Source organism: Vibrio sp. YMD68, assembly GCF_029958905.1.
GTDB lineage: Bacteria > Pseudomonadota > Gammaproteobacteria > Enterobacterales > Vibrionaceae > Vibrio.
In genome coordinates, this window is sequence record NZ_CP124614.1 from 168,766 (window position 1) to 181,744 (window position 12,979).

11 protein-coding genes are annotated in these 12,979 nt (G+C 45.8%); 6 read left to right on the top strand and 5 right to left on the bottom strand.

The genetic code is table 11. The features are described from left to right. Nucleotides 1-13: 13 nt before the first annotated feature. Nucleotides 14-355, bottom strand: coding sequence for a DUF3135 domain-containing protein (locus tag QF117_RS06735; RefSeq protein ID WP_282388319.1), 342 nt, complete (start codon nt 353-355; stop codon nt 14-16). A gap of 368 nt (nt 356-723) precedes the next feature. Here QF117_RS06735 and QF117_RS06740 point away from each other — a divergent pair, with 368 nt between their 5' ends. Together QF117_RS06740 and QF117_RS06745 are read left to right on the top strand one after the other, a co-directional pair. Beyond that, nucleotides 724-1,665: a response regulator gene (locus QF117_RS06740; protein WP_282388321.1), complete on the top strand. Its 942-nt coding sequence runs from the start codon at nt 724-726 to the stop codon at nt 1,663-1,665. Continuing rightward, the gene (locus tag QF117_RS06745) at nt 1,662-2,639 is read left to right on the top strand and encodes a diguanylate cyclase (protein ID WP_282388322.1); all 978 of its coding nucleotides are present in this window, start codon (nt 1,662-1,664) and stop codon (nt 2,637-2,639) included. The genes QF117_RS06740 and QF117_RS06745 overlap by 4 nt, the downstream gene beginning before the upstream one ends. Nucleotides 2,640-2,873: 234 nt before the next feature. Here the strand turns inward: QF117_RS06745 and QF117_RS06750 are convergent, their stop codons facing one another. After that, a complete protein-coding gene (locus QF117_RS06750) occupies nt 2,874-3,491 on the bottom strand; it encodes a metalloregulator ArsR/SmtB family transcription factor (protein ID WP_282388323.1) in 618 nt (205 codons plus the stop codon). 258 nt (nt 3,492-3,749) lie between these two features. Here QF117_RS06750 and QF117_RS06755 point away from each other — a divergent pair, with 258 nt between their 5' ends. From QF117_RS06755 to modF, 3 genes are all read left to right on the top strand, one after another. Next, a complete protein-coding gene (locus tag QF117_RS06755; protein WP_017036809.1) occupies nt 3,750-4,043 on the top strand; it encodes a co-chaperone GroES in 294 nt (97 codons plus the stop codon). 80 nt (nt 4,044-4,123) lie between these two features. Further along, nucleotides 4,124-5,770, top strand: a complete 1,647-nt coding sequence (gene groL, locus QF117_RS06760; protein ID WP_282388324.1) for a chaperonin GroEL — start codon at nt 4,124-4,126, stop codon at nt 5,768-5,770. A gap of 339 nt (nt 5,771-6,109) precedes the next feature. After that, nucleotides 6,110-7,555 (top strand): molybdate ABC transporter ATP-binding protein ModF, encoded by a 1,446-nt coding sequence (gene modF / locus QF117_RS06765; protein ID WP_282388325.1) that lies wholly within the window; start codon nt 6,110-6,112, stop codon nt 7,553-7,555. Nucleotides 7,556-7,615: 60 nt separating this feature from the next. Here the strand turns inward: modF and glpX are convergent, their stop codons facing one another. Continuing rightward, a complete protein-coding gene (gene glpX / locus QF117_RS06770; RefSeq protein WP_282388326.1) occupies nt 7,616-8,623 on the bottom strand; it encodes a class II fructose-bisphosphatase in 1,008 nt (335 codons plus the stop codon). Nucleotides 8,624-8,960: 337 nt separating this feature from the next. Between glpX and zapB the strand changes: the two genes are divergently transcribed. Then, nucleotides 8,961-9,203 (top strand): cell division protein ZapB, encoded by a 243-nt coding sequence (gene zapB / locus QF117_RS06775; protein ID WP_017036805.1) that lies wholly within the window; start codon nt 8,961-8,963, stop codon nt 9,201-9,203. Nucleotides 9,204-9,375: 172 nt separating this feature from the next. Here zapB and metF read toward each other — a convergent pair whose 3' ends face one another. Together metF and QF117_RS06785 are read right to left on the bottom strand one after the other, a co-directional pair. Beyond that, nucleotides 9,376-10,266: a methylenetetrahydrofolate reductase gene (gene metF, locus QF117_RS06780; protein ID WP_017036804.1), complete on the bottom strand. Its 891-nt coding sequence runs from the start codon at nt 10,264-10,266 to the stop codon at nt 9,376-9,378. Nucleotides 10,267-10,566: 300 nt separating this feature from the next. Continuing rightward, nucleotides 10,567-12,978 carry a bifunctional aspartate kinase/homoserine dehydrogenase II gene (locus tag QF117_RS06785; RefSeq protein ID WP_282388327.1) on the bottom strand — a complete coding sequence of 804 codons (2,412 nt, stop codon included), beginning with the start codon at nt 12,976-12,978 and terminating at the stop codon, nt 10,567-10,569. Between the last annotated feature and the right edge of the window lies 1 nt (nt 12,979).

A 12,979-nucleotide genomic window follows, 5' to 3' on the forward strand; every position in this document is an offset into this window, starting at 1 on the left:
TAGTGGCGTGGATTTAGCGCCACTGCTCTTCTTTTGGTCTGAACGGAATAATCTGAGCGCTGTTTTCTTGTTTTGGCACATTGCCATCTAAGACATCTTGGAAGCGATGCATCTGCTGTGATAGCTCTTTCATTAACAACACATTAGCGTGAGTCGGATTCTTGCAGCGATCAACCACTCGATCAATGTGACTCTGCTGAGCCCAAAGGCGATCTTGCATTTCGCTGGAAGCGGAAAGAATCATCTCTTCACACATCTCTTTTTTAAATTGCACAAACGCATCTGGGTTGTGTTTGGCTAAGTCGACCAACTCATCAAAAGGTGGCAGAGTCTGATTTAAAGGTGAGGCATTCATGTCTGTTTCCTCTATCACAGCGTTGATGAATTTATCAACACTACCTTAAGCGTAACCAATCAAATAGATTAAAGTTTGAACTAACGTCTTTATTCTCATTTGTGAGACGGTGATTTTTGTTCCATTAATAGAATTGATATGCATTTAGATATTGATTATTTCGATGAGTTCAAGCTGTAAAATGGAAATAAACATGAGCAAGGCTCTAATTTTGTTAAGGATATCTTTACCCCCTAATTAACATGCTGTATTCATGACAGGCTAATTACCTAATTGGTGCTGGTGGAGTGAACTTCATTCCAAAATGATTGCTGGAAACTTACCTTCGTGGCTCGGTGATCCTCATAACCCCGACATAACTATTAAGCATGAATATTCTTATCTGCGATGATTCCGCGCTCGCCCGAAAAATGCTGGCGCGAAGTATCGAGTTATTACCGAATCAAAATTTGCTGTTCGCTCAGCATGGACGTCAAGCATTAGAGCTTTTGCACCAATATGCTGTTGATGTGCTATTCCTTGATCTCACCATGCCCGAAATGGATGGCTACCAGGTGCTAAAGGCCATCCCTAAGCATATTTCCACCAAGGTTGTTGTTGTCTCGGGGGATGTTCAGCCTCAGGCGGTAAGTCGATGCATGGACTTAGGCGCGTATCTCTTTATTCAAAAACCGTTTTCGAGTAGCTATGCGGCAGAGGTGTTTACTCGTTTAGGTCTGGTGTTCAAAAGTAACGGGCCCAGAGTCGATGACATCTCCCCACAGGTGAAGTTTAAAGAGATCGCCAATATAGCGCTTGGGCAGGGCGCTGCGACCTTAGCAAAAGTGCTGGGTGAATTTATTCATCTGCCAGTGCCAACCGTCAGTAAAATTGAAAAAGCGGAACTGGATATGATGCTGCGTGATGCCTTGTATCGAGATGAAGTCGCGGCGGTTACTCAGCGTTTTGTGGGAAGTGGGATGCATGGTGAGGCGTTGATATGCCTTCATGGCGATGGAATTGGGCACATCGGCGAGCGCTTGGGATTCACCAGTGATGATAACTCTTACAACGAAGTCGTGCTGAATGTGGCTAACCTATTTGTGTCATCGTTTATGACTTCTCTGTGTGAACAAATGGATGTCAGTGTTTCCTTGCGTCAACCGGTGGTGGTGGATACTCGCGTGTATGCAAAACCGAGTTGTATTGGCGATGATACCTTGGCACTTGAATTTATTTATCGAGATGATCAAGCGTTTGAGTGTGAAGTGTTGTTTATGTTTGATCAGTCCTCAGAGAAGGTGATTAACTGTATTATGGAGTCCATATGAGCCATGAAACCAATTTGAATGTGGTTGAAGAGCTGCACTGGTATACCCAGGTTATCGACACCATGGATGTAGGCATTTTTGTTCTAGATCTTGAATTTAAAGTCGTGGCTTGGAATCGCTTCATGCAGTCGTACAGCGGAATATCGTCAGCCAAAATTTTGCATAAGCCGCTATTTAGCGTGTGTAAAGATCTTCCAGAAGCCTGGATGGAAGCCAAGTTCAACGCCACCATCTCTTTGGGTACACAAGGTTTTTCTTCCTGGGAAGATCGCGCCTATATCTTCGAATTTAATAACTTTTCGCCTGCCTCTCGTGGGCTAGAGCAAATGCATCAGAATATGGTCATCACGCCACTGAGCTCTTTATCCGGTCAGGTCTCTCACCTGTGCGTGATGATCAGTGACGTTTCCGATACCGCGCAAAGCAAAATGCTCTTACATGAATCCAATCGCAAGTTGGAACACAAAAGCCGCATTGATGGGTTAACGGGCTTACTGAATCGAGCGAGTTGGGAAGAGTCGTTAATCGAAGAGTACAATCGTCTCAAAATCGACGACGACCGTGTGTCGACTCTCATCATGTTTGATATCGATTTCTTTAAGCGAGTGAATGATAACTATGGGCACAGCATTGGTGATGAAGTGATTCGTCATACAGCTCAGCTGGCACAGAAAACCTCAAGAGGCAGCGATTTTGTTGGACGCTATGGGGGAGAAGAATTTGCCGTCTTGCTGCCTAATACCTGTCATGAACAAGCGTTGTATTTTGCAGAACGGCTACGTAAGAGAATTGAAGAAAGCCAAATCGCTTCGCCGCAAGGAGTGATCAACTACACCATCAGTCTGGGTGTGTGTGAGTTTAACCGCAGTGCTATCGATTCAGCCACCGGTTGGATCGAAGCCGCCGATACCGCGTTATACAAATCCAAAGAAAACGGTCGTAATATGACCACGGTTCATTCTGTACCCGCTTAATGTAATGCGTTACTTAATGCAATGCGTTAATAGAAGGGTAAGAAGTAAACAGTAAGAAATTAAGAGGCAAGAAAGAAGAGATAAGAGGCAGGAGGATAAGAGAATAAGAGGATAAGAGGATAAGAGGCAAGAGATAAGAGATAAGAAATAAGAAAGAAGAGATAAGAAAGAAGAGTTAGAGCATGAGAGTAGGCCTTCACTGAGCTCGCCTTTATTGAACGAGTCTTGACAGAGTCAGCCTTCACTGATGTGATAAGCGCAGCGTCGCTGACCTTGCACAATGTGTTCAATGCGTTGAACTTGGTAATGCTCGCCAAGTAGTGCTTGAAAGACGTTTAATTCAGAACGACAAAGTACCGTATTTCGTGTCGCCGCTTTACAGATTGGACAATGATTCTCGATAAGCAAGTAGCCATCATCGAGTTTCTCAAATTCAGCCATGTAACCTTCATTACTGCGCTGCTGAGTAATAATCGCCAGTTTTTGTTCCAGTGAGTGAGAAGTATCAATCAGCGTTTGATAAGATTCTAGTGTCTGCTTTTCTCTGTCTGCGGCTATTTTCTCTAAGCCTTCAAGGCCAAAAACGCGTTCAACAGAATCGATCATTTGAACCGACAGTTCTCCATGGCTATCAGCAAAATGCGCATGTCCTTTGCTGGTCAGTGACCAGTGTCTTGTCGGTCTGCCCACTTTGACTTTGAGGTCTTGGTAGCTTAGCAACCCATCTTCTTCTAACAGCTGTAAGTGCTGGCGAGCGCCCATTGTGGTCATGGCCAAATCAAGGGCTAACTGTTTTGCAGTGATCTCACCGTTTTTCTTGATCGCTTGCAGTATTTTTTCGCTACTTTTCATGTTTTCCTCATTCGCTTTATTTAATTATGTCGTAACGATTTAATAAAGCAAAGAATTTACTATTTAGATTACTCCTATGAATCCAGCCCCCAACGCAGTAATCAGGTTGTTTTGCAGGTTTGGTCACAAAAAAATGTCTCTCCCCCCTTGGGATTATTGGGAATGCCCCCACATCTCTTTCAACCGCTGAAACACCTTTGAAAACATTAGGTGTCAGCATTTCTCAAACCTCATGGAAATTTTTAGGAGAGACGACCGATGAACATTCGTCCATTACACGACAGAGTTATCGTAGAACGCCAAGAAGCTGAATCAAAGTCAGCGGGTGGTATCGTACTAACAGGTTCAGCGGCTGAAAAATCAACTCGCGGTATCGTTGTTGCTGTGGGTAAAGGCCGCATCCTAGAAAACGGTACTGTCCAAGCATTGGATGTAAAAGTTGGCGATACCGTAATTTTTGCAGAAGGCTACGGTACTAAGACTGAGAAAATCGATGGCAAAGAAGTTTTGATCATGTCTGAAAATGACATCATGGCGATTGTCGAAGCATAAGCACTCGTTGAGTAATTGACTTTTCTCTTCAATATTTACTTTCGAGTAAAAATCGAATCAAAAATTTAAAGGAAATAAAGATGGCTGCTAAAGACGTAAAATTTGGTAATGACGCACGTATTAAGATGCTAGAAGGTGTAAACGTTCTGGCTGACGCTGTAAAAGTAACGCTAGGTCCTAAAGGCCGTAACGTTGTTCTAGATAAATCATTTGGTGCACCAACGATCACTAAAGATGGTGTTTCTGTTGCTCGTGAAATTGAATTGGAAGATAAATTCCAAAACATGGGCGCACAAATGGTGAAAGAAGTGGCCTCTCAAGCGAATGATGCGGCGGGTGACGGAACAACAACAGCAACCGTACTGGCTCAAGCGATCATCTCTGAAGGCCTAAAAGCCGTTGCTGCTGGCATGAACCCAATGGATCTTAAACGCGGTATCGACAAAGCGGTTATTGCAGCAGTAGAAGAGCTAAAAGCACTGTCTGTTCCATGTGCAGATACCAAAGCGATCGCGCAAGTGGGCACTATCTCTGCAAACTCTGACTCCACGGTTGGTAACCTAATTGCTGAAGCCATGGATAAAGTAGGCCGTGATGGCGTAATCACGGTTGAAGAAGGTCAGGCTCTACAAGACGAGCTAGACGTAGTAGAAGGTATGCAGTTCGACCGTGGCTACCTGTCTCCTTACTTCATCAACAACCAAGAAGCAGGTTCTGTTGATCTAGAAAGCCCATTCATTCTTCTAATCGACAAGAAAGTATCGAACATTCGTGAACTTCTTCCGACTCTAGAAGCGGTAGCTAAGGCGTCTCGTCCACTTCTCATCATCGCTGAAGATGTTGAAGGCGAAGCACTGGCAACTCTTGTTGTGAACAACATGCGTGGCATCGTGAAAGTCGCGGCTGTTAAAGCGCCTGGTTTCGGTGACCGTCGTAAGTCTATGCTGCAAGATATCGCTATCCTAACTGGTGGTACGGTAATCTCTGAAGAGATCGGTTTAGACCTAGAAAAAGTAACACTAGAAGACCTAGGTCAAGCGAAGCGCGTGACCATCACTAAAGAAAACTCAACCATCATCGATGGTGCGGGTGAAGAAGAGATGATTCAAGGTCGTGTTGCTCAAGTTCGTCAACAAATCGAAGAAGCAACGTCTGACTACGACAAAGAAAAACTTCAAGAGCGTGTGGCTAAACTGGCTGGCGGCGTAGCGGTTATCAAGGTTGGCGCAGCAACTGAAGTTGAAATGAAAGAGAAAAAAGACCGCGTAGAAGATGCACTTCACGCAACTCGCGCAGCAGTTGAAGAAGGTGTGGTTGCGGGTGGTGGTGTTGCACTTATCCGCGCAGCATCAAAAGTGGCTGGCCTTGAAGGTGACAACGAAGAGCAAAACGTCGGTATCCGAGTGGCACTTCGCGCAATGGAAGCACCTATTCGTCAAATCACGACTAACGCAGGTGATGAAGAGTCAGTTGTCGCGAACAACGTACGTGCTGGCGAAGGTAACTACGGTTACAACGCGGCGACAGGTGAGTACGGCGATATGATCGAAATGGGTATCCTAGATCCTACCAAAGTGACTCGTTCTGCACTTCAGTTCGCAGCATCGGTTGCCGGTCTTATGATCACAACAGAAGCAATGATCACTGACAAGCCTCAAGACTCTGGTCCAGCTATGCCTGATATGGGCGGCATGGGCGGTATGGGTGGAATGCCTGGCATGATGTGATGATTTGTTTCCTCTTCGCTGTATAGCTTGATAACGTCGTCGAGCATGCTCATTTATAATTATAAACTGCGCGTGTTCTTCTCGTTCTAAAGCTATACATCTTTGAGTCGAACAAATATCGAGTATTAAACCGAGGCTTTTAGTCTCGGTTTTTTTGTGCCTGAAAAATGAGTTGATGCTTATTTAATACGGTAATTCGACATTGGTGTTGGCGTGTGACTGGATAATGGTGATGATATTTTGCACTATATGGGGAAGGGGAAAAGAAAGTGCTGAAAGGCGATCGCCTGACATGTTCACAACAATAAAAAATAACAATGATAAAAACAGGGATACGTTATGCACATTGAAAAGCTTCGCTACCATAGCGACGCCGCTTCGTTAAGTATTGATGATTGGGCTCTCACACCAAACCAGCATTGGGGGATATTCGCAGCCCACAGTCACAGTGCTTCGTTGGTGGCACGGATCCTTAGTGGTGATTTAGTTCCAGACAGTGGCGAGATTAAAAACCTCCCGCAGCGTATTTCATGCGTCTCATTGGAAATGCAGCAGCAATTGCTTGAAGATGAAATTGCCAAAGACGAAACAGATTTTCAAGACAGCTTAGATTATGGAACGTCCGTTGAACAGCTGCTTATCGATGTGGGGTGTGAGGCGAAAGAGCTTGAAACGATGTTGGAAAAAACCGATTTGATGCGGTTACGCCAGCGACAATTTAGACAGCTTTCAACGGGAGAAACGCGCCGAGTCATGCTCGCCAGAGCTTTGGTTCAGAATCCACAATTGTTGATTCTCGATGAGCCATACACCGGGTTAGACACCGAACACCGCGCCGCTCTGACAGAATTGCTTAATCAATGTTCCAGCCAAATGCAGTTAGTGATCATTACCTCTCGGGAGGATGAATTACCGAAGTGTATTACCCATGTCGCTCTGTTTGATCACCAACGTTTAACACAAACCATGACCGAAAAAGAGTGGTCTTCCCATCCGATTCGACAACAAATTCAAGCCCTTTCAGAGCAAAAAAGTGATGCGTTACTGGGGATGATGGCTGAAAAAACACCCAATGAAAAAACGAGTGAACCGCTGGTGTCCATGAATAATGTCAAAGTGGAATACCTCGATGGCGTTATTTTCAAAGACTTCACTTGGCAGATGAACGTTGGGGAGCATTGGCAAATACGTGGCCCCAATGGTTGTGGAAAAAGCACCTTGCTGGGTTTGATTCTAGGTGATCACCCTCAATGTTATTGCAATGACATTCATGTATTTGGCATGAAGCGCGGCAGTGGTGAGAGTATCTGGGATATAAAACGTCAAATAGGTATCGTTTCATCCGCACTGCATCTGCAATATCGAGTTGGGTGCCAAGCGTTGGATGTGTTGTTGTCGGGTTTCTATGATTCCATCGGGCTTTACGATCAACCGAGTAAAAAGCAAATTGAAGCGGCGCATCAGTGGTTAGATGTCTTGGAAATGCGTGAATTTGCTAAGATCAGTTTTCGCAGTCTCGACTATGGTCAGCAACGGTTATTGCTGATCGGACGCGCCCTGATCAAACAACCTGCATTGTTGATTCTTGATGAACCGTATCAGGGGCTCGACTTTATTAACCGTAAGTTAGTCTATTTTGCACTGAATCGAATTGCTAAGGCGAACCTGAGCCAGCTTTTGTATGTCACGCACTACAAAGAAGATGCGTTGGATGCAATCACACACTTTGTCGATTTTGTACCGGATAGAGAAGGGCATAAAGCTGTTATTACGCATATCGAGTAATATAGAGTTGATCAAAAAAGGCTTCATTCTAAAACGAAGCCTTCTATCAAAATACTCTAATTACAGAATGTGATCGCGTACTTCAGGGTCTTTACGCTCTAGGTAGTGAATCGATTTAATACGACGGATGGTACGGCAGCGGCCACGGATGACTAAGGTTTCCGTCGTCGCGATATTTCCTTTACGGGTAATGCCTTCTAGAAGGTCACCTTTAGTGATGCCCGTTGCGGCGAAAACCACATCGTCACTGCGCGCCATATCTTCCATTTTAAGCACGACATTCGTAGCCACGCCCATTTCAGCACAACGCTTCAGTTCTTCTTCACCAAACTTACGGTTTTCTTCGGTATCGCCTTTTACTTCATGGCGAGGGATCAGCTTACCGTGCATGTCACCATCGAGAGCACGAATAACCGCAGCAGACACCACACCTTCAGGCGCACCGCCGATGCAGTACATAACATCGACTTCGCTGTCAGGCATACAGGTGAGAATAGACGCCGCCACATCACCATCTGGCACAGCGAAAACGCGTACGCCCATGGCTTGCATTTCTGCGATCACTTTATCGTGACGAGGCTTAGCAAGCGTGGTGACAACCAATGTATCTAACGTTTTACCGAGTGCTTTCGCAATATTTTCAAGGTTTTCTGCTAGCGGTTTATCAAGGTCGATGCAGCCTTTCGCACCAGGGCCAACCACGAGTTTTTCCATGTACATGTCAGGCGCTTTTAAGAAGCTACCTTTCTCGCCCGCAGCAAGAACAGCCAGTGCATTCGATTGCCCCATAGCGGTCATGCGAGTCCCTTCGATAGGGTCTACCGCGATATCAACGGCATCACCGCCTTTACCTACATTTTCACCAATGAAAAGCATCGGCGCATCATCAATTTCACCTTCACCGATCACGATCTCGCCGCTAATGTCGGTTTTATTGAGTAGGCTGCGCATAACTTCAACCGCTGCACCGTCAGCAGCAATTTTATCGCCACGGCCAAGCCATTTGTAACCTGCTAATGCAGCACCTTCGGTAACTCGTGAAAATGCCATTGCTAAGTCGCGTTTCATGATGACTCCAAATATGAAAGGGAAAAGGAAAAATTCGGCGAGATTTTAGCACATCAAAAAGGAAACGTTTGCTTTTTTGTCTAATGGCCATTCAGCGCATGATATTTTCAAACAAATTGAAGCGTGAACCTTGGCTTGGTCAGGTGTTTGTCAATATGCGTGTGTTTTTTGAGCGAATGATATAAATTATCGAATATAGCGCGTGTTTATCGGCTCGCTGCTGAGTAGAATGGGGGCAATAGCAACACTCACCAAACAACGACTTAAGCACACATCCGTTTAAGCACACATTCACTTAAGCAAGTAACGACTTAAGCAAATAGAAAGGTAGGCTAAAATGTCTTTTGAAGTATTAGAGCAATTGGAAGCAAAGATTCAAACAGCGGTAGATACAATTTCACTGCTACAAATGGAAGTAGAAGAGCTAAAAGAAGAAAAGCAACTGCTAGAAAACGAAGCGAATGAGCTAAAAGCAAACCGTGAAGCTCTAGAGCAAAAAACAGAGCAGATGCAACAAGAACAAGCGGCATGGCAAGAACGTATCCGCGGCCTATTGGGTAAAATGGATGAAGTAGAGTAGGCGCTCGCTTACTTTTTCTTGAGCTTGTAAATAATTTTTTGAAGCTTAATGAGCTTTCTTGGAAGCCGGATTCGTTTGCTTTACAGCTAGATGGGTTTTCTTTGAATTTATAATAAAAACGCCAGCGATGATTCGTTGGCGTTTTTGTTTTTCTGACCGCAGGCGAATTCTATTACCCTTGTGGGCGAACACCGAGCGTATGACAAAGTGCGTACGTCATTTCAGCGCGATTTAGCGTGTAGAAGTGGAAATCTTTAACACCTTCACGGCTTAAAATTCTCACCATATCGATCGCTTGGCTGGCTCCGACTAGTTGGCGTGTGGTTGGGTCGTCGTCTAGACCTTCAAACTGTTTTGCCATCCAGCCCGGGACTTTTACGTTGTTCATCGCGGCAAAACGAGACGCTTGTTTAAAATTCGACACGGGTAAAATACCTGGCACAATTTCAACATCAATCCCAGCTGCGACACAGCGGTCACGAAAACGCAGGTAACTTTCGACATCGAAGAAGAATTGAGTGATGGCACGATTTGCGCCTGCATCCACTTTGCGTTTCAGGTTGAGAAGATCAGATTGTGCACTTTTCGCTTCAGGGTGAACTTCAGGAAACGCAGCCACAGAGATATCAAAGTCATGGCGTTCTTTCAGGAGCGTCACAAGATCTGATGCGTACATGTCTGGTGCACCGCCACCAGGTGGAATGTCGCCACGAAGTGCCACAATGCTTTGAATGCCATTATTCCAGTAATCATCCGCGATTTGGATTAACTCATCACGAGAGGCGTCAATGCACGTTAGGTGAGGCGCAGCAATCAAGCCGGTTTGATCTTTAATGTCTTTGATGATGGAGTGCGTACGGTCACGCTCGCCAGAGTTTGCGCCATAAGTAACAGAAACAAACTTTGGTTGTAGAGTTTTCAGGCGGTGTACAGAGTTCCATAGTGTTTCTTCCATCTTTTCACTGCTCGGTGGAAAGAACTCGAATGACACATTAATGTTGTCTGAAAGCTCAGCAACATTTTGGTTTAATGCATCTATGTGACCTGCGTGTGTGTATCCCATCTTACTCTCCCTGTGATCAATGTAATCACCAAACTTTAAAATCGACGTTTAGACGTCTATATGTCCACAGGATGTAATGAAAGCGATTTAATGTCAACAGTCTAACTATGAATTTTTTTCATGTTGATAATGAGCCAATCTCAAGTAGAGATGAAGTCGCTATTCAATGAGTTATGCAAGTAGGTATTCAAGCAACCATTAAGGCAACCATTGAGGCGATGAGTAGGATGATGCAAGAAAAGAGGGGAAAAAATGGGCTAGATAATCTCTAACCCAATTATTGACATGAAATAGTCCAGGTTACAGTAGGCTCGACAATAGGTTCAGATCCGATTGAATCGCTCCCGCCGTGACTTCTCGCCCTGCGCCAGGGCCACGAATCACCAGTGGGTTGTCTTTATACCACTTACTTTCAATCGCAAAAATATTGTCGCAAGGGAGCAGGTTGGCGAGTGCGTGCTCTTTGTTGAGCGCTTCAATACCAACGGTTGCTTTGCCGTTCTTCTCGAGTCGAGCAATGTAGCGCAGTACTTTATCTTCACGCTGAGCTTTTTCCAATCGCTCGGCCAGAATCTCACTCAGTAGAGCACTCTTATCTAGGAAGTCATCCAGCGGGAGGCCAGCCAGCTCTTGAGGCACTAACGATTCCACTTTGACGTTTTCAGGTTCAATATCAAGGCCGGATTCACGGGCAAGGATAACCAACTTGCGCATAACGTCTGACCCATCAAGATCAGAACGCGGATCGGGCTCTGTTAACCCTTGTTGCCAGGCTAAATCAACCAGTTCACTGAAAGGAACCGAGCCATCAAACTGCTGGAATAACCACGACAGTGTGCCCGAGAAAATGCCAGACAGCGCCATGATGTCATCGCCACTTTCACGAAGATCGCGAACCGTGTGATTGATCGGTAAGCCCGCCCCCACGGTGGCATTGTATAACCAATGGCGGTTGATTTTACTGAATGCATCCTGAACTTGATGGTAATAGTGACTGGATGCGGATCCTGCCACTTTGTTTGCTGAGATAAGGTGCATACCGTGTGCAGCAATGTCGAGATATTGATTGGCAAGCACTTGGCTAGCGGTGACATCCAGGACGATTACATCATCGTAGCCCTGAATCGCTCCTAGTCGCTCAATCCATTCTTTGCCATTGTGAGTGACCGATTCATCGTTAAATCGCTTCTCAACGCTGCTTGCATCGATTCCTTGCTCATCAAACCAATACGTCTGGCTGTCGATGACGGCAACGAGGTTGAAGCTCATTCCGCGGCGTTTTTCTAACTCATTTTTTTGGACAGAGAACAACTCAAGCCAACTACGGCCAATATTGCCCTTGCCGCATAACGCAATCGCGACACGTTTCTGTGCCTGGAAAAGTTGAGTATGAATCGCATTGACCAACGGTGTTATCGGCGTTTTGCGTGTTACGGCCACAAGACTTAACCCCGATTGAGATTCAGAGATGAACTCGACCGGTGAAGCTTTCAGTTGTTGGTAAAAGCCGTAACAGTGATTCGGGTTTTTCGCCACGCCCGCACCGACGGCAGCGACAAGGGAATACCCTTCTTTGAGTTTGATTTCCGCTTCTATCGCGGCATCTTGCAGGTGGCTTAAGGCACCGCTAGCAATTTCGGCGGTATAAGCAAGACGCAGTTTGTATTGATCAGGTTGAGCTTCATAGGCCAGCGGTTCAAGCTGGGCGCGTTTTAGGCTTTGTAGTACTTCGGTTTCTACGCGTTCAAAATCGTGGCTGTGAGCAAAGGAAAGCTGAATCAGCAATACTTCGTCAAGTGAGGTGATGATTTTTGCACCACGACCAGAAGCCAGTACGCGTTCAATGCGTGTTGACCCTGATTCGGCTTGATAGCTGCAACGTAAATGAAGATCCATGGTGCTTTGAGCGACAGGTTGCAAAGTACGACTGTGCAGTACGGGCGCAGCAAGCCGAGCCAGTTCACTGGCTTCATCTAATCGAAGCAGCGGCAGTAAGCAAGCATCGCTAACAATGCGGGGGTCGGCACTGTATACGCCGGCCACATCGCTCCAGATGGTCACCTGCGTGGCTTCGGCTAATGCCCCGATAACGGTGGCTGAATAGTCCGAACCATTACGGCCAAGCAGTATGGTATGGCCTTCGCTGTCTTGCGCCATAAACCCAGTGATGACGACACGATGATGTGTATGTTGAGCCAACACTTCTTTAATCAGTGGATACGAGCTGGCTCGATCGACTTCTGGCTGAGTACCTGCTTCTGCACGCAAGAAAGCACGAGCATCTTGAGCAACGGCATTCAGTGCATTTTGTGAAAGCAAAGCCGCCAGCAATCTTGCAGACCAGACTTCACCGTGACCTAAAATGGCCGCACGTTGCGCCTCTGTCAGTGGCGCGGTCAGTTCACCAAGCGTACTAAATTCATCGCTGAGTTGAGCAATTAAACTGTGTTGTGCATCACCCGTAAGAAGGGCGTTAATCAGATCAACTTGAAACTGCCTTAGCGCCTGTAATTCTTCGTGTGCGAGTCGACCGTCTTTGGAAAGCGCATCCACAAACGCGATTAATCGGTTGGTGGTTTTGCCTGCCGCCGAGACGACCACCAGATCTTCAGAACCTGAATACTCTTTGAGAATATTGACGACGCGACGGTAACATTCAGGATCCGCGAGGCTGCTTCCACCAAATTTGTGCAGTTGACGTGAAATGGTCATG